Below are 17,230 nucleotides of genomic sequence, written 5' to 3'. Positions count from 1 at the left end.
CGTAGCTGGCCAGGAGCGGGAGCGGTTGCCGTGGATTCCTCGTACCTCATCCGGAGCCGTCGTGCTGCTCAGCCCGTACCACCACGACCGGTGTGCGGGCACGGGCCACGCAGTGCTGGCTGACCGATCCCAGCAACGCGCCGGTGAAACCGCCGTGACCGCTGTTGCCCACGACGATCAGTGCGGCCGCCGTCTCGTTCGCCACGTCCAGCAGCGCTCTGGCCGGATGGCCCTGGACCACCTCGCGGTGCGGGAAAACGGATGCCTCGTCGCCGAAGGTCTCCGCGAGCACGGCGTTGAGGATCCGTGCCGCGTCGTTGTCGAGATCCGCACCGTTCGGTACTTCCCAACCGTAGATCGGTGGGTAGTCCCAGGCGATCACGGTCGTTATTTCCCCGCCGGTGAGTTCGGCCTGCCGAACCGCCCAGCGGAGTGCCGCTTTCGAGGCCGGTGAGCCGTCGATCCCGACAGTGATCCGATAGGTGGTCTCCCCAGTCATCGCACCCCTCCACCGCCACGGTCCCCCGAGCGGAGCGAGGTCGCATTTCGGCTACGCCGAGCCGGGGCGGAGCCGCGGGCCGCGAACGACCCGCTGTGCGGTGCTCCGTCTCAGCTCACCTTCGCTTCCAGCAGTGCCACGTAGTTGTCCACGAAGTGGTCACGGAGACCGTCACTCGCGGGAGCGGACACGTCCGAGGTGAAGCCCGCGAGGCTGTCGGTCAGACCGTCGAATGTGGAGATCCGATGGTGCAGCTCGCCGTCGGTATCGAAATAGCGGACGTGCTGCACGTGGTGGAAAACGGGTTCCGGGGGGACCTGAGCCACGATGTCGTTGTTGTTGACGAATCGGAAGGTCCGGTCGGTGAACACCTCGTCGTAGTCACCGGCCAGTCCCCTGTCGCAGGTACGTGGTTGGCCGAAGGTGTAGACGCCGTCGGCGAGCAGCCCTGGATCCTCGAAGTACATGCGTGCCGAGGCGAGCATGGCAAGGGCTCCGCCGAGGCTGTGACCGATGAACCACAGTGTCTGATCGTTGTCCCGAAACTCGTCTACCGCTGCTTTCACATCCTGATACACCGAATCCAGGGCCTGGCTGAATCCCTGGTGCACCTTGCCCCTGCCCGCAGGGCCGGATTCCACGAGCGCGTTGGCGTCGGACAGCCAGTCCTTGAGCTGCTTCGGCTCGGTCCCTCGGAAGGCCACGATGATCATGTCGGCGCTGGCGGCGACGAAGCCTTGTGTGTCCTCGATGGGAAGCGAGGAATCCAACTCACTGTGGAAGTACCGGCAACGGTCGAATCCCCATTCCGCGATCTTCTCGCGTATCGAAGACTCGTCCTCGTAGGAAAGCCTGGCCGCCCGGGCCAGCCAGTACGCGTGTCCGAGGTTGTATCCGGTCGTTTTGTGGTCGATCTCGACAACGGGCACGAAACTCTCCCAGGGATTCGAAGGTGGTTCTGGTGGATCCGAGGGAACGGAACGGGGGATGTACCTTGCTGGCACCGGAGTCCCCTCAACAGCTCTTCTGTTCTCCTCGCTTCGGGCCACTGTGGCAAAACATGATCGACGATGGTGTTTCACTAGCCGGAAAGAGGGATCACTGTGCACCGTTTCGGTGAGCTCCGCAGTCGGGGCAGGTCTGCCGCCGATCCGGTGAAATCGTCGCCGCGGAGTCGGCATAAATGAATTTTATTCATATAGTTTCGGGCACCACTGACGCCGAAACTCGGGGGAGAGGACATGCGGCGACTGATTCCGACGCTGCTCGCGATGACGACGGCGGCGGGGCTGCTCAGCGGTGTTCCCGGGCACGCCGAATCCGAGGAGACTTCGGAGATCCAGAGCGGGCTGCGGGTTTCCGGGCGCTGGCTGGTCGACGAGCACGGCCGCAGGATGCTGCTGCACGGTGTGAACAACGTGGACAAGACCGCGCCCTACGTGCGACCGGGCGACGGTTTCACGGTCACCGCTCGTGACGCCGAACTCCTCGCCGGACACGGTTTCAACACCGTCCGGCTCGGTGTCTCGTTCGACGGCCTGATGCCACGAAGCGGTGATGTCGACGAGGCCTACCTGGACCGGGTGGCCCAGGTTGTCGACACCCTGGGCGAGGAGGGAATACACGTCCTGCTCGACAACCACCAGGACGGGCTCGGCCCCGACTGGGGCGGAAACGGGTTTCCCGACTGGGCGGTGGAAACCGAGCCGTTTCCGGGAGAACCGAATCCGGGTTTTCCGCTGTACTACCTGATGCCCAGCATGAACAAGGCGTGGAGCGAGGTGTGGAGCAACAGCGACGGGGCCATCGATTATCTCGGTGACGCGTTGGCCGCGTTGGCCGAACGCGTCTCTGACGAACCGGCGGTGCTCGGCATCGAACTGCTGAACGAGCCTTGGCCCGGTGCCGCGTTCCCGAGCTGCTTCCCGGCCGGTTGCCCGGCCTTCGACCGCAGGTACCAGGAGGTGCACGAGAAGCTGACCGCCCGGATCCGTCGGACCGATCCGGACGTTCCGGTGTTCTGGGAACCCAACGCCACCTGGAACCAGCTGATGCCCACCCACATGGCCGAGCCACCACTGACACCCCGGATAGCCGCGGAGCAGGTGGTGTTCTCGTTCCACGACTACTGCATAGCCAGCCAAGCCGCCATCTACCTGGGGCTACCAGAACAGCTGGTCGGAGTGTGCTCCGCACAGCACGATACGACCTGGAAAAACGCGGACTCGTTCGTCGAACGCACGAACGTGCCCGCCGTGGTCACCGAGTTCGGCGACAGCGATCCGCGGGTGCTGGCCAACACGCTGGAACGGGCCGACAGCAGGTTCGTGGGTTGGCACTACTGGCACTACGAGAGCATCTTCGGGCCCGATCCCGGAGAGGACCCCTTCCGCTCCGAGATAGGGGACCAACTGGTCCGAACTTATCCGCAGGCCACGGCGGGGACGCCCGAGTCGATGCGTTTCGACGCCACCACGGGGCAGTTCGAGTACACCTATCGACCCGATCCGACGATCCCGAAGCCCACCGAGATCTACGTCTCGGACCGGCACTACGAATCGGGCTACTCGGTAACGGTGCGCGGCGGACGGCTCACCTCCGAACCGGGCGCCCGAACGGTGACGGTCGAGGCCACCGGCACCGAGACCGTACGGGTGCGGATCCGGGACAGCTGATCCCTCTCCCGCCTGATCTCTCCTACCCCGGCGAGCCGTGTCGAGCACCGTTCCGGACGCCGGTGCACCAGGACCGATGCCCGACATCTCCGAAACGTGTCGGGAGGCTCGATCGGCGCGGGCGATCTGTGCGCTGTTGCCCGACCATCCGGGTATGGCCACTTCGCGCAACGGCAGGATCGTCGTGGGAACCGACGGCTCGGACTCGGCGGTGCGGGCCGCGCTGTGGGCCGCCGACGAAGCACGGCGTCGCTCGGCCGTACTGCGGCTGGTGCACGGGTACGCGATGCCGGAACGGGGATATCCACGTTTTCTCGTTCCGCTGCGTGCCCTGCGCAACGGACTCCGCGCCCAGGCGCGGACAGCACTGCACACCACGAGCGAAGCCGTGCGCGCTGCCGTACCCGGCATCGGGGTCGAGACCCGCGTAATCGAGGCTCCGCCGGCCGTTGCGCTGTTGCGGGAGTCCCACGGCGCCCTGCTGACCGTCGTCGGTTCGCGCGGACTCGGGGGTTTCAGCGGGATGCTGGTCGGTTCGGTGGCGATGGCACTGGTGGGGCACTCGCGCGTTCCCACAGTGGTGGTACGGGACGAGCATTCGCGCGATCCGGCACACCGCTCCCTGCCCGTCGTGGTCGGTGTGGACGGTTCCCCTGCCGGCTCGGCCGCCGTGGCGTTCGCCTTCCGGGACGCCTCGGCTCGCGGGGTGGCGCTGACCGCCGTGCACGTCGGCAAGGACGACCACTCATCGCCCTCCGGGACCGAATCGGACCGCGCGCTGCTTTCCGAACGGACCGCCGGATGGCAGGAGGACTACCCCGACGTGTCGCTGGAAAAGCTCCTGATCACCGGACACGTCGTACGCACCCTGCTCGAGGTGGCCTCCCACGCCCAGTTGCTCGTGGTGGGTAACCGGGGGACCGGGGGATTCCACGGGATGTTGCTCGGCTCGACCAGCCGTTCCCTCGTCGTGCACGCCCCCTGCCCACTGGCAGTGGTCGGCGCCGAGGACGCTACCGGGGCAGCCACCGCCTAGTGGAACTCCGTCTGCCACGGCGACGGCACACCGGGCATCGGACGGGTGACACTAGCCGATGGCTTCGCTGGTCACGTGCGGTAGTGCCAGCCGTCGTCCGGTTACCATCTCGAACGGTATCCGCAGGAAGTAGTCCCGCAGCGGCACCCAGGAGGACTTGGCCGGATCAGCCAGTGTGACCAGCTGATCGATGTCGCTGACCCGTTCGGCGCGTCCGTGGACTATCACGCTCCACCCCGACCGGGTCGCCAGATCGATGTGATCGGCCTCGAAGGCCACCACGTTCCCGTTGAGCTTGGACAGGCTTCCCTCCCTGCCGGTGCGGATCACCACGCTCGCGCCGTCCACTACGAAGTTCACGGGCCGGATCGCGGGCAGAGCCTCGTCGGTGAACACAACTCGACCCACCTGTGCGGAGGACAGCAGCACGATGCTCTCCCGCGTGGTCAGGGAGCGAAGCTCGTTGTGTGTGTTCATCGTGGGATCCCGGTGGTAATCGTCGGGTTCGTAACGCCAACGGTCCACCAACTCCCCGCGGCATCACAGGGCACAAAGTCATCCGGGCCCACCTTCGCGTGGCGAGTCGCCCGTGGTCGCCGTGCGCGAATGCCACCGGCCGGTCATGCTCGGTTCGGATGGAGGAAGTATGAGCCCGGCCGGTGGACCGAGCAGGACCGTGGTGGTGGGTGTCGACGGTTCCGATGCCGCCACCGAGGCGGTGCGCTGGGCCGCTTCGGTGGCTTCGTGGCACCACGCCCGGTTGTTGGTGGTGCACGTGTTTCGCCCCGTCGCGGCGGGCAACCGGCCGGAGGAGCACGTCGGGGCCGGGACACCGCACGACGCCGAACACATTCTCTCGTTCGCGGCCTCGGCGGCCGACGAGATCGCCACCGACCTACCGGTGTCCACCCGAAGCGTGCACGGGCGAGCGGTGCCCGCACTGCTGGCGGAGACACAACACGCGGACCTGCTCGTGCTGGGTGCTTCCGGACGGGGCGGATTTACCGGGATGCTGATCGGCTCGACTGCGGCGGCGGTGCTCAGCAGGGCTGCTTGCCCGGTCGTGGTAGTACGTTCCCGGCTCGGGGAGGAGCACTTCCCGGTCGAAGGGCCGGTGGTGGTCGGTATCGACGGAAGCCCCATCAGCGAACGAGCCCTGGCCGCCGCGTTCGAATACGCGGCACACTGGCGCACCGCACTGGTGGCGGTGCACGCCTGGAGCGATGTCGAGTACGACACGTCGGCGAGTTCCGACGGCACGGACGAGTCCTACGCCGAAGGCGGGGAGAGGTTGTTGGCCGAGCGCCTCGCGGGGTGGCGGCAGCGCTATCCCGACGTGACCGTGCGGCGCGTGGTCGGAAGGGACCGTCCTCGACAGCAGCTGTTGCGCGGTTCCGAGACGGCTCGTCTCGTGGTGCTCGGAAGTCGCGGTCGCGGAGGTTTTCGTGGACTGCTGCTCGGCTCCACCAGCCAGGCGTTGATCGAGCATTCCCACTGTCCGGTACTGGTGATACGTCCTCGGCAGGAGGAGTGGTGACCGGAAGTCGTCGGTACTCACGGATACCCCGAGAGAGGCGGTGACCATGGGGGAGTGTCTCCTGCGGTTGCGTCGGTTGCTGCTGCCGGGCGCCAACCCACTGGCCAGGGCCTCCGACCGGATCGAAGGAAGAGTGCTGACTCTCGTGCTGCTGCTGCCGCTGGTTGCCACACCGTTCGCGGTGGCCAGCGGTGCACAGACCTACGGGGAACAGCTCGGGGCGGCGCGTAGTCAGACACGGGAACGACAACAGGTCACCGCGGTGCTGCTGGACAACGCGGGGCCGCCACCGGCAGCGGTACGCGCCGGTGCCCGCGCCAGGGCCGAGGTGCGCGCCACCTGGCAGGCTCCCGACGGTTCCGCCCGTACCGGCATGGTGGCGGCCCCTGCCGGTTCCCCCGAACGTAGCCGGGTACGTATCTGGACGGATCCCAGTGGTCGTTCCGTCCCACCCCCGATGACCTCGGCCGCGGCGGTTCGCGAGGCGACGGCGGCAGCGGCCACGTTGTGGCTGACCGTGCTGTTCGGCGCCGTGGGCGGATTCTGGTTGTTCCGACGGTGCCTGGATCGTCTCCGCCGGTGTAACTGGCAACGCGAGTGGGAACACTTCGAACGCCACTGGAGTGGCTATCGGGACAGCGGTGAGGGGTGAGGAGCGGAGATGCGCGTAAGAGACGTGATGAGCGAGATACCCGTCACGGTGCGTAACGACACGCCGGTCAAGACGGCCGCCGCGTTACTGGTCGAGCACGGACTCACCGCACTGCCGGTGCTCGACGTTGAGGACTACCCGCTCGGCACGGTGACCGAGCTCGATCTCGTACGGGATCGCTTCCCGCGTGATCCGCGTTATTCCAACGAGGATCGGGAGCGGCTCGCGCCTCCGGAAACGGTGGGAGAACTGATCTCGACCCGCATAACCGGTATCAAACCCGAAACCGATGTGACCGATCTGGTCAAGGTGCTGCTGGAGGAACGCGTGCGCAGTGTGGCGGTGATCGACGAACAGCGACTCGTCGGTATGATCACCGGCCGGGACCTGGTTCGCACTCTCGCCAGGGACGACGATCTGTTGGCCCGCGACATCCGCTACCGGCTCTCCTTCATAGGTGGCCCCCGGCGATGGAGCATTCGGGTCTCCGGAGGTGTGGCGGTCATCGTCGACGAGTTCGACAGTCAGGAGGACCGACACGTCGCCCGCGTGCTGGCCGAGAGCGTGCCCGGGGTGCTGCGCGCCACGTGCAGCGCGGCCGAGTCGACGGCGACGGGATGAGGAGTCGTCGTTTCCGGAAGTCCCGCGCACCGCCCGGTTCGTTGCCGGCCGTCACGAATTCGGACGGGGCAGTGGTGCCGACCAGTTCAACCTGGTGCCTCCCTCGGGCAGCGGTCTCGTCTCCATCGTTCCCTCCGCCCGTCGTGCCCGTTGTTCGAGGTTGTCCAGGCCACTACGCGTGATACCGGTCGGTATTCCCGCACCGTCGTCGACGACGGTGACGGTCAGCTCGTCGGTGACCGAGACGGTCACCGACACGCTGTTCGCGTCGGCGTGCCGGACGGTGTTGCTCAGCGCTTCCCGGATCACGGCCTCGGCCTGTTCGGCCAGCTTGTCGGGGACCGCGCTGAGTGGGCCGGTCATGCGCACCTTCGCTTCCAGCCCGGTTTCGGCGATCGACTCCGAGACGATCTCGTTCACTCGGGTACGGAGCTCGGAGCCGTGGCGCGCGCTGTTGCGCAGATCGAAGATCGTGTCGCGTATGTCGTTGACCACCTGCTGTAGCTCCGCGGTGGTCGTGCTCAGCCGTTGTCCCACTTCGTGATCGGTGACGAGTCCCTGCGTGTTCCGCAGGGACAGCCCGATGGCGAAAAGTCGCTGGATCACGTGGTCGTGCAGATCACGCGCTATCCGGTCCCGGTCGCCGAGTATTTCCAGTTCGCGCAGCCGGTGTTGGTCGTCCGCCAGTCGGAGGGCCAGTGCCGCCTGGTCCGTGAATCCGGCCACCAACCTGAGCTGCTCGGCGTCGAAGGAAGTGGCTCTCGGATTCCGAGCCACTACGAGCACTCCCGAAACCGTTTCGGGACTGGAGCGCAGCGGCAGAATGAGTGACGGGCCGAAAGCCCCCGCGTCATCGCCCAGATCGAGCCTGTTCACCTGTCGGGGAACCCGGTCGCGGAAAACCGCTCCACAGGTCGAGGCGGTCACCGGGAGGTCCCTGCCCACCAGCCCGCTGCCCAATGATCCGACCGAGACCGAGACCGAGAGCCTGTCGACCTCCTCGGGAGGGAGATCGGGGTCTTGTGGCAAGGCCAGCAACGTGCAGTCGGCGTGGCTGATCTCGTGCGCCCGATTCGCGATCAGGTCAAGCACCTCGGCGGGATCGGTGGTCGCCAGCAGCGCGGCACGGATCTCACTCGTCGCCTCCTGCCAGCGTTGCCGCAATCGGGCCCGCTCGTAGAGCCGCGCGTTCTCCACCGCGATTCCCGCCGCGGCGGCGAGGGTACGAACCATCGTCTCGTCGGCCTCGGTGAAGGCATCACCGTCGACCTTTTCGGTGAGATAGAGATTGCCGAACACTTTGTCACGCAGCCGGATCGGCACACCGAGAAAGCTCCGCATCGGAGGATGATTCGCCGGGAAACCCACCGATTGGGAATGCTGGGACAGTTCCGTCAGCCGTAGCGGCTCGGGGTGATCGATCAGCAGTCCCAGCAGCCCCCGTCCACGGGGCAGCTCGCCGATTCGGTGGCGGGTCTCTTCGTCGATACCCTCGTATATGAACTCCGCCAGCCCGTCACCGTCCGGATTCAGTACCCCCAGTGCGCCGTACTTCGCTCCCACGACCCCCGCAGCCGCCTGGACGATCCGCCGGAGTGTCGTGTCCAGTTCCAGCTCGGAGGAAACCGCCAGTATCGCTTCCAGCAGTACGTCCGCCCTGTCGCCGGCACCGTTGTCCCGTTCGATGAGCTCCCAAGCACCGCGTAGAAGTTCCTGTGAACCGGACTGCGACTGCGCGTTTCGTGTTTCGTGGGGAAGCGGAAAATCGCCGAGTCCTCCGTGTGGCGACTCACTGCCCGACACGTTTCCACGATGCCACCGGTCGCGACACCCTGCCACTCCCACGTTTCGTGGTCGGCAGCGTTGAAGCGCCACGCTATCGCCCGAACCGCGTGAAACGAGCCGCTGGCACGGGACCTCAGCGCGGAGTCCGTCGTTGGTCGCGCAATCGGGTGGCTAGCACGGCTGCCTGAGTACGACGCTGCAGTCCCAGTTTGGTCAACAGGCGGGAGACGTAGTTCTTGACCGTTTTCTCGGCCAGGTACATGCGTTGCGCGATCTGACGGTTGGTCAGTCCTTCCCCGATGAGGTCCAGCAGGATCCGTTCGCGCTCGGACAGCTGGGGGAGCTCCTCCGAACCGCCCCCGCCACTCCGCAGTTGGTTCAGCAGCGTTCTCGTCGCCCGGCTGTCGAGTATCGAATGCCCCGCCCCCACCCGGTGCACGGCCGAGAGCAGTTCGAACCCCTGCACGTCCTTGATGACGTAACCACCGGCTCCGGCCAGGATCGCCTGCAGCATCGCTTCTTCGTCTGTGAACGAAGTCAGCATCAAACAGTTCAGCCCGGGAACCTTGGAACGCAGTTCCCGGCAAAGCTCAACCCCGTTGCCGTCGGGAAGCCGCACGTCCAGCACCGCCAAATCGGGCCGCAGTGCCGGGGCGCGAGCCAGCGCTCGTGCGACAGTGGCCGCTTCACCGACCACTTTCAGTTCCGGGTCCGATTCCAGCAGATCCGCGACCCCACGACGGACGACTTCGTGGTTGTCGACCAGGAACACCGTGATCATGCGATATCACCCCATCGATTTGGCGATCACCGGTGTACGGCGGAGCCCAATGATGTGTAGGATGCGGGTCGATCAGTTTCGTGCGGGTGAGCATTCGTACGGTTGATTGGCAGCCCCGCCATTGGTACGCCCCGCTGTCGCGGGTTGCTCCGTAGTGAGTAGCACGCGGCTGTGGTTACCACTCTGCGAGGGATACTGGGGCCAGTCAAGGTTTGAGCTCGCTAAACGCGGTGCTGGTCAAACAAGGCAAACGTGGCTACCGTGGTAATTCGGCCGTGATGCCGGAAGCTTGTGGTCCGGTGAGTGTGATCGCGTTGTCGGTCCTCGGGGTAATCACGGTGGATGCGGCGGCAACAACAGAAGGAGCGCTACCGCGTTATTTCGCGGTGCGACGGCGCGCGCGTTTTCCCGAGATCCTCGGATCGACGGTAAACATGTGCTGCGCGCCGGCCGGTTTTTCCGCTCGACGGGGTTTCCCGTGCGATCGGGCGGAGTGTTGTGAGCCGACACACGCGACCGGAACGGAACTGTCGCCGTTTCTGCGACGTTGCGGGTGAGGTTGGTCGCCATCCTCGTGACGTCGACGTGAACGGCACGTAGCGTCCGTGCGGCCTTTTCACAGCCACGGCTTGCGCTCATGCGTGGGCATGACTCCCGAACAGATCAACCAGGCAGGCACACGACCGCGCCCGAGAAGAGAGGAGGCGCCACATGATGGACAACACGAATACCGATTGGCAGCACCGCGCGAGCTGCCGCGACGAGGATCCGGAACTGTTCTTCCCGGTATCCGAGGTGGGGCCGGGCGCGCAGCAGGTGCAGCAGGCCAAGAAAATATGCGCCCAGTGCCCGGTCAGCTCCGAGTGCCTCGCTTACGCGCAGCGTACCGGACTGGATTTCGGCATTTTCGGTGGGATGACTCCGGAGGAGCGTCGTGAGTCGGGACGCCGTGCTCGTGGTGCGGCGAGGGTCGCCGATTCCCGGGAGTCCGCCGCTCGTCGGTGATTCGCGGAAAGTCGACGAGGACGGACTCGAACCTTCCTCCCGCCTCATGCCGCTGCCCCGTTCTTTCCGGATGTTTCGATCGTGACCAAGGCGTTTTCCGTCTTTCCCGGCGCGGCTGTGGCTCGCCGGGGGAGCCGGCGGGGAGGTTTCGCGTCGGATATCCGGGTGGGCCGTCTCGTCGTGACACTCCCGTGGGCGATGAGCACCTCGAGTGATCGGCTCCGCTGCCGCTGATCTTATTCACTAGGTTAGGCTAACCTTCGCAACGGTTGGGTGTGGTCGGGCTCGGCCCGGCTACACCGCCACCATCGGCCGCTACAGCGGGAGGACAGGGTTGCGGAGCAGACTCGGAGACGTACGTCGTCTCGGTGGTTTACTGAGCGTGTTGTTGTTGGCCACCGCGCTTTCGGCATGTGGCCAGGGGGACTCCTCGGGTGAGTCCGCGGGGGAAGCCACCGACAACGCAGCTTTCCCGGTCACCGTCTCGACCAAGTTCGGCGAGGTCACCGTGCCGGAGAAACCCGAGCGGGTGGTCGCACTGGGTTGGTCGGACGCGGAGACCGCGCTGGATCTGGGCGTTCAACCGGTCGGGGTCAGTGACTGGCTCGATTTCGGCGGAAACGGGGTGGGCCCCTGGGCGGCGGGAGAGTTCACCGAATCCCCCGAGATGCTGGGAACCAACGAGGTCGACTACGAGAAGGTCGCCTCGCTCGAACCCGACCTCATCCTCAACACCCGGTCGGACGGATCCGGGGAAAAACACCAAACTCTGTCGAAGATCGCGCCGACGATCGCCCCTCCCGCTGACACCGTTCCGTACGGCACCAGTTGGCGCCAGCAACTCGACCTGGTTTCCAAAGCGCTGGGCAAGCCCGATGCTGGGCAGGCCCGTATCGCCGAGGTGGAGCGGGCGTTCTCCGAAACGCTGTCCCAGCACCCCCAGCTACAGGACAAGACGGTCGGGGTGGGGGCCTACTACGGCAGCAACCAGTACGGGGCTTATCTCACCGGCGACTCCCGGGTTCGCTTCATGCGGGAGCTGGGGATGACGAACAACCCCGAGATCGACGAGCTGGGTTCCGGCAGCTTCTACGTCGACATCTCCCGGGAACGGCTCGACGTGCTCAGCGCCGATCTGACAGTGGTTTTCGCGATCAACGGTAGTCCGCGGCAACTGCGGCAGGATCAACTGCTGAATCGGACTTCCGCCGCGCGGGAGGATCGCCTCGTCATTCTGGACGACCCCGAGGTCGTCAATGCCTTCTCCAGCGGTTCCGCCAGTGGCATGGAGTACGCGCTGCAACAGGTCGCTCCGGTCTTCGCCGAGCACGTGGCCGACTCCTGAGCCGTTCCCGCCAGTACGTGTTCCTCCCCCGCTGGGTCGCGGCTTTCCCGCGCCGTCGTCGAACACCGACACGGCCGGGGAGAGCCCACCCAGGTGGAAGATTCACGGCGGATGTGCGGTTGTGCGGGGTATGCGAGTTATTGGAGTTACCGAGTTCGGCGGACCCGAGAAGCTGCGCGCCGTGGATGTCGCGCAGCCGAAACCCGAGGAGGGCGAAGTCAGGATTCGGGTGCACGCCGCGGCGGTGAACCCTACCGACACCGTGCTGCGCGCGGGCGGTCATCGCACAGCGGGGCTGGAACCGCCCTACATACCGGGTATGGACGCTGCCGGAGTGATCAGCGCGGTTGGGCCCGGCGTGACCACTCGGCAACCCGGGGACCGCGTCATGGCCGTAGTGGTCCCCGTGGATGAGCGGGGCGGTGCCTACGCCGACGAGATCGTGGTTCCCGAGGATTCCGTGGCGGCCATCCCGGAGGGAGTCGATTTCGCCGCCGCCGCCACACTGCCGATGAACGGGTTGACCGCTCATCTGGCGCTGGAGCAACTCGACCTGGCCGAGGGCGAGACCCTGGCCGTCACGGGGGCCGCGGGTGCTTTCGGCGGCTATGTCATTCAGTTGGCCAAGGACCGCGGGTTGTACGTGATCGCCGATGCTTCAACGGCCGACGAGCAGCTGGTACGTGATCTCGGTGCGGACGCGGTGGTACGCCGTGGTGCGGATGTGGCCGAGCGAATTCGTGAACTGGTGCCCGAGGGCGTGGCAGGAGTGGCCGACGGAGCGGTGCTCGATGGTGAGGTGGCCCCGGCCATTCGCGACGGTGGTGGTCTCGCCGTGGTGCGCGGCTGGAGCGGCGATCCCGGACGTGACATCCGTGTGCACCGGGTGCTCGTGGTTCATGCCGCCCGGGACCACGCCGCGCTGGACCTGTTGCGTGCGAAGGTCGAGAGCGGCGTACTCAGCCTTCGAGTCGCGAGTGTCCTACCGGCGGAGCGGGCTGACGAGGCCCATCGCAGGTTGGAAGGTGGTGGAGTGCGGGGACGTCTCGTACTCGACTTCGAATCCTGAACGAGCCCCGTTCGACGAACGCCCGGACGCGTCCAGAGCGTCCGGTCGTCCCGTCGAGTTGTCGCTGATACATTACCGACCGGGATTCACCGGGTATCGAGAGCTCGAGTCCGCCCATCCGGAACAGCTCGGTGGCCGACCGGGACGTGGCAGCTGGATCGAAGTCCGATCGGATCATCGAGCACGGGCTGGGAAGTACCACGGGCAAGTCCGTTGGCTTTCACACCGTGTGGTGTGACGGCTCGGAATGTTTCAGCGGGATCCCGCACGCTGTTCAGAGTTGATGAAACGAGGTAATGGGTATCAAGGGTGAGGTGATCCGGTTCGACAGTTCCCGGGGCTTCGGGTTCGTGTCGCCGGAAAGTGGTGGTGAGGATGTTTTCGTCCACGTCAACGACCTGTTGGTGGACGAGGGGTTGATTTCTCCGGGCACAACCGTCGAGTTCAACGTCGAGGACGGGGAACGCGGACTGAAGGCTTCGGACGTTCGCCTTGCCGGTGGCGCCCGATCCGCCGGCGGCTCCGGTGGGAGGTCATCGGCCGATTCGGAGGGGGACTCCGACGTCCTCTCGCCCGATGAGTTGTCCGCCGAGATAACCGAGGCACTGCTGGGTGCGATCCCCACGATGACGGGTGGTCAGATTCTGCAGGCTCGGCAACGGCTGCTCAAACTGGCCGAAGAACACGGTTGGGTCGGACGGTGACGAGCGGCGAGTCCTGCCGTGACTCCCTGCCGTTCGAACCTTCGCACGTGTCGGCTCGTGTGGCCGGCACGTAGTTGCCGGGACGAGCCTTCTCCCGCCGGATGCCCGGGCCGACCCCCGCGTCCGGCGGGAGATTTTCTCGCGTGAGTAACTCGGTGAACCGGGAGGACGAACCGCCACTCCGGAGTGGGAAATTTTCGGAATTTCTCCTGTTGCGAGGGCTGGTCGTTCACCCCTGTCCGGTGTGACACTACTTACCCCGGAGGACGGCAACGCGGACAGGCAGGTACGGGAGGTTGCCGATGTTGGGCAAGTACGAACGTCGCAGCCTGGAAGAGATCGAGAACCGGCTGAGCCAGGAAGATCCCGAGTTGGCACGCGGACTGGCACAGGGGAAACCGAAAACCATTCGGCGCAGGTTTCCGCCGTTGCTCGTGCTGGCCGCCGTCGTGATGACGCTTTCGGTGACCCTGCTCGTACTCGCCGAGTTCGGATCGGCCGTGCTCGCCGCTGTGCTGGCGGTTGGAGTATCGGCCTTCTGGTACTGGCGCAGCCGTTCCTGACCCGACTTCTTCGATCCGGGCGGCGAGCGTCGTTGGCGCGCGGTGCCTTCGCGGTGGGAACGGATCCGTTCTCGGTGTTTCCGCGCGCTGTGCCGTGCGATCGGCCGGCACGAATCACGACGAAATCCTCTCCGGTTCCGCGGGAACCCGCTGGTTCCCGTCAACGTGGAACGGAATGCGTGAACCATTTTTCCTTGTCATCATGTCGACATGCTGTGCCTGGTAACCGGTGCCACGGGGTACATCGGTGGTCGACTCGTGCCGCGTCTGTTGGCAGATGGTCATCGAGTCCGCTGTCTCGTGCGCGATCCGGACAAGCTCCGCGACGTCCCCTGGGCCGATCAGATCGAGGTCGTTCGTGGTGACGTGCTGGATCCTGGCAGCATGCGCGCCGCCTGCCACGGTGTTGACGTGCTCTATTACCTGGTGCACTCGATGTCCGGAACCGGTTTCGCCGAACGCGACCGCCGGGGCGCTTCGGAAACCAGTCGAGTGGCCGCGGAAGTCGGCGTCTCACGGATCGTGTATCTCGGTGGTCTGCACCCGGCCGACCGGAGCGAACTCTCCGAACACCTCGGTTCGCGTGTCGAGGTCGGAGACATCTTTCTCTCGGGCCCCGTACCCGCCGTCGTGCTGCAAGCCGCTGTCGTGCTGGGCTCCGGCTCGGCGAGTTTCGAGATGCTGCGTTACCTCACCGAACGGCTACCGGTGATGGTCACCCCGCGATGGGTACGAAATCGCGTTCAACCCATCGCGATTAGGGATCTGCTGCACTACCTGGTTCGTGCCGCCGAGATTTCGGAGTCGCTCAATCGGACCTTCGACATCGGTGGACCGGAGGTACTCACCTACGAACGGATGATGCGGCGCTACGCGGCGGTCGCGGGACTGCCGCGCCGCGTGATGCTGCCGGTGAGCGTGCTTTCGCCCAGGTTGAGCTCGCACTGGATCAACATAGTCACTCCCGTACCCAAATCGATCGGAGCTCCGCTGATCGACTCGCTGGTGCACGAGGCGGTGTGTACCGAACACGACATCGACGACTACGTCGCCGAACCCGAACAGGGACTGCTCTCGTACGAACAGGCCGTGCGCCTGGCTCTGGCCCGGGTTCGTGGCGGACAGGTCGACACCCGCTGGTCCGATGCCTCCGGGAAAAACCCTTCGGACCCGTTGCCCTCCGATCCGCAGTGGGCGGGTGGGAGTGCTTATCGCGATGTTCGGGTCCGTCGGACATCGGCAGCACCGGAGACGGTCTGGCGAGTCGTCGAAAGCATCGGAGGGAGCAACGGTTGGTACTCCATGCCGTTGGCATGGGCGGCACGAGGCTGGGTCGATCGTCTCGCGGGAGGCGTGGGACTCCGGAGAGGACGTCGTGACGCGCACGAACTCCGAACCGGCGACGCGCTGGACTGGTGGCGAGTGGAGCAACTCGACTCCGGCAGGCTGCTGCGGTTGCGTGCCGAGATGAAGCTCCCCGGACGTGCCTGGCTCGAACTGGGTGTCCATCCGGACACGGGCTCGGGATCCGTTTACCGCCAGCGCGCCGTGTTCGTGCCCCGAGGTCTGTCCGGCCATCTCTACTGGTGGGCCGTCGCCCCGTTCCACGGGGCCGTTTTCGGTGGCATGGCACGCAACATCGTTCGAGAGGCGGAGCAGTCGACCGGGCGGCACCGTGCCGCAGCGGGCTCTTCCGAGGATCACGGGCCCGGATGAACCGTCAGGACTCGCTCCAACCGTGGGAGAGTTCGGTCATGCCGGACACCGAACCACGCCAGACGTAGACCCAGCACCGGCGATGGTCCCGGAGTGTGTGAACGCGGCGGAGGTATTCTGGACCTTCGTAGCGATCCAGAACCGGCAGTGATCGCTCCGGTTCCCGCAGTACGTAGACCTCAGCGGGAATCCCCTCGTTCCTCCCGGGAGATGCCTCCGTGGGGACGAAAGCCGGATACCCCTGCCCGGTGTCGTAGAGCCGTCCCGGGAGCAGAGTGTCGTTCTCCCGCAGGCTCGCCAGGGATCTCATGAGGTCGCCGGCCGAACCAGTGCTGCGCAACGTGCCGTAAACAGCGACCCGTCGGGGTCGCTGTTCGTCGGGTCGCGGGAGTGTCATGTTCGTCGTTCCCACACGGCTCGCTCGAAACGGTCGCCCACCCCCACAATCCCCGGATCCGGCGGGAAACTCCCGGGCAGATCCCCACCGGTGATCACCGACCTGGTGCGTCACCGGGTCGCGTGCCAGCGGGGAGTTACCGAACTACTGTGAATCGGAGTCGGGCTCGCGTTTGCTCAGCCCGGACAGCAGCCGCTCCATCACCTGTGGATCGACGTCATCGGGAAGGTCCTCCGACTGCTCGGAGGCGTTGGAACGCTTCGGCTCCCGGCGAGGAAGCGGAACGTCGGAAGCACGCATCCCCTGCGGCAGCTCCAGCTCGCACCAGACGATGCGGCCACGTCCCTCGGGCGAGACCACACCGGTGTGCACCCCCGCGAGGTTCGACGAGACAGCGGGGGGAAGCACACTCTGGTCGTCCTCGACCTCGATCACCAGATTGTTGCCGTGAATCCGCAGCCGGACCGAGACGAACCCCGGTGACTGCGAATCCGAGTGCTCGACGACGGCGGAGACGAGCCGGGTGGCCGCCGCTGTCGCCTCGTCGGTCATCGGGCGCAGCGACCACTCGCTCAGGGTGAAACGGACGAACATGTCGGTGCAGTTCACGGCGCTTTGCAGCGCAACGAGCCGAAGGTCGTCGGTCTGCGCGGTCTCGGTATCCACCTCGGTCCTTCCCTCGTCGGCGTCGTAGCCGGTAACCGAAAGGTCACGTGTCGTCCAACCGGAGCCTCTGCGGTTGTGGCTCGGCCCACGAACCAGTTGTCACTTCCCACCGGAGGTACGTGACGGTAATGCCGACAACGGTACGCACACCCGGCTGGACTGTCCCGCGTTGGCGTTCG

Annotated in this window: 18 protein-coding genes; 11 read left to right on the top strand and 7 right to left on the bottom strand. The window is 65.8% G+C overall.

Features of this window, described 5'->3' with window-relative positions:
- Positions 1-46: 46 nt before the first annotated feature.
- A complete protein-coding gene (locus J2S53_RS04945) occupies positions 47-499 on the bottom strand; it encodes a universal stress protein (RefSeq protein WP_456239962.1) in 453 nt (150 codons plus the stop codon).
- A gap of 110 nt (positions 500-609) precedes the next feature.
- Positions 610-1,428: a lipase family protein gene (locus J2S53_RS04940; RefSeq protein ID WP_456239961.1), complete on the bottom strand. Its 819-nt coding sequence runs from the start codon at positions 1,426-1,428 to the stop codon at positions 610-612.
- 312 nt (positions 1,429-1,740) lie between these two features.
- On the opposite strand from J2S53_RS04940, the gene J2S53_RS04935 reads away from it, so the two are divergent.
- Entirely contained in the window at positions 1,741-3,174 is a 1,434-nt protein-coding gene (locus J2S53_RS04935; protein WP_456239960.1) for an endoglycoceramidase I, read from the top strand.
- Between the two features lie 154 nt (positions 3,175-3,328).
- Positions 3,329-4,210: a universal stress protein gene (locus J2S53_RS04930; RefSeq protein ID WP_456239959.1), complete on the top strand. Its 882-nt coding sequence runs from the start codon at positions 3,329-3,331 to the stop codon at positions 4,208-4,210.
- 51 nt (positions 4,211-4,261) lie between these two features.
- On the opposite strand, the gene J2S53_RS04925 is transcribed toward J2S53_RS04930, so the two are convergent.
- Positions 4,262-4,687 carry a pyridoxamine 5'-phosphate oxidase family protein gene (locus tag J2S53_RS04925; protein ID WP_456239958.1) on the bottom strand — a complete coding sequence of 142 codons (426 nt, stop codon included), beginning with the start codon at positions 4,685-4,687 and terminating at the stop codon, positions 4,262-4,264.
- Positions 4,688-4,856: 169 nt separating this feature from the next.
- Here J2S53_RS04925 and J2S53_RS04920 point away from each other — a divergent pair, with 169 nt between their 5' ends.
- The 3 genes from J2S53_RS04920 to J2S53_RS04910 are packed head-to-tail and all read left to right on the top strand — an operon-like array spanning position 4,857 to position 7,020.
- Complete coding sequence (locus J2S53_RS04920) at positions 4,857-5,747, top strand: universal stress protein (protein ID WP_456239957.1); 891 nt, start codon at positions 4,857-4,859, stop codon at positions 5,745-5,747.
- 46 nt (positions 5,748-5,793) lie between these two features.
- A complete protein-coding gene (locus J2S53_RS04915; protein WP_456239956.1) occupies positions 5,794-6,399 on the top strand; it encodes an Rv1733c family protein in 606 nt (201 codons plus the stop codon).
- Positions 6,400-6,408: 9 nt separating this feature from the next.
- On the top strand, positions 6,409-7,020 hold the full coding sequence (locus tag J2S53_RS04910) for a CBS domain-containing protein (protein WP_456239955.1): 612 nt from the start codon (positions 6,409-6,411) through the stop codon (positions 7,018-7,020).
- Positions 7,021-7,071: 51 nt separating this feature from the next.
- Here the strand turns inward: J2S53_RS04910 and J2S53_RS04905 are convergent, their stop codons facing one another.
- Together J2S53_RS04905 and J2S53_RS04900 are read right to left on the bottom strand one after the other, a co-directional pair.
- Entirely contained in the window at positions 7,072-8,823 is a 1,752-nt protein-coding gene (locus tag J2S53_RS04905) for a sensor histidine kinase (protein WP_456239954.1), read from the bottom strand.
- 115 nt (positions 8,824-8,938) lie between these two features.
- Positions 8,939-9,586 carry a response regulator gene (locus J2S53_RS04900; protein ID WP_456239953.1) on the bottom strand — a complete coding sequence of 216 codons (648 nt, stop codon included), beginning with the start codon at positions 9,584-9,586 and terminating at the stop codon, positions 8,939-8,941.
- A gap of 714 nt (positions 9,587-10,300) precedes the next feature.
- Here J2S53_RS04900 and J2S53_RS04895 point away from each other — a divergent pair.
- From J2S53_RS04895 to J2S53_RS04870, 6 genes are all read left to right on the top strand, one after another.
- Positions 10,301-10,591, top strand: coding sequence for a WhiB family transcriptional regulator (locus J2S53_RS04895; RefSeq protein WP_165400782.1), 291 nt, complete (start codon positions 10,301-10,303; stop codon positions 10,589-10,591).
- A 334-nt stretch (positions 10,592-10,925) separates the two neighbouring features.
- Positions 10,926-11,936 carry an iron-siderophore ABC transporter substrate-binding protein gene (locus J2S53_RS04890; protein WP_456239952.1) on the top strand — a complete coding sequence of 337 codons (1,011 nt, stop codon included), beginning with the start codon at positions 10,926-10,928 and terminating at the stop codon, positions 11,934-11,936.
- Between the two features lie 130 nt (positions 11,937-12,066).
- Positions 12,067-13,005: an NADP-dependent oxidoreductase gene (locus J2S53_RS04885; protein ID WP_130467320.1), complete on the top strand. Its 939-nt coding sequence runs from the start codon at positions 12,067-12,069 to the stop codon at positions 13,003-13,005.
- A 296-nt stretch (positions 13,006-13,301) separates the two neighbouring features.
- Positions 13,302-13,709 carry a cold-shock protein gene (locus tag J2S53_RS04880; RefSeq protein ID WP_456239951.1) on the top strand — a complete coding sequence of 136 codons (408 nt, stop codon included), beginning with the start codon at positions 13,302-13,304 and terminating at the stop codon, positions 13,707-13,709.
- Positions 13,710-14,011: 302 nt separating this feature from the next.
- On the top strand, positions 14,012-14,272 hold the full coding sequence (locus J2S53_RS04875) for a DUF3040 domain-containing protein (RefSeq protein ID WP_456239950.1): 261 nt from the start codon (positions 14,012-14,014) through the stop codon (positions 14,270-14,272).
- A 210-nt stretch (positions 14,273-14,482) separates the two neighbouring features.
- On the top strand, positions 14,483-15,988 hold the full coding sequence (locus J2S53_RS04870; protein WP_456239949.1) for an SDR family oxidoreductase: 1,506 nt from the start codon (positions 14,483-14,485) through the stop codon (positions 15,986-15,988).
- Positions 15,989-15,992: 4 nt separating this feature from the next.
- Here J2S53_RS04870 and J2S53_RS04865 read toward each other — a convergent pair whose 3' ends face one another.
- Both J2S53_RS04865 and J2S53_RS04860 read right to left on the bottom strand, forming a co-directional pair.
- Positions 15,993-16,385: a gamma-glutamylcyclotransferase family protein gene (locus J2S53_RS04865; RefSeq protein ID WP_456239948.1), complete on the bottom strand. Its 393-nt coding sequence runs from the start codon at positions 16,383-16,385 to the stop codon at positions 15,993-15,995.
- 144 nt (positions 16,386-16,529) lie between these two features.
- Entirely contained in the window at positions 16,530-17,051 is a 522-nt protein-coding gene (locus tag J2S53_RS04860) for a hypothetical protein (RefSeq protein WP_092972655.1), read from the bottom strand.
- Between the last annotated feature and the right edge of the window lie 179 nt (positions 17,052-17,230).

This window comes from Actinopolyspora lacussalsi, from assembly GCA_030803735.1.
In the GTDB taxonomy this organism is placed as follows: domain Bacteria; phylum Actinomycetota; class Actinomycetes; order Mycobacteriales; family Pseudonocardiaceae; genus Actinopolyspora; species Actinopolyspora lacussalsi.
This window is presented reverse-complemented; position numbering and strand designations above follow the sequence as displayed.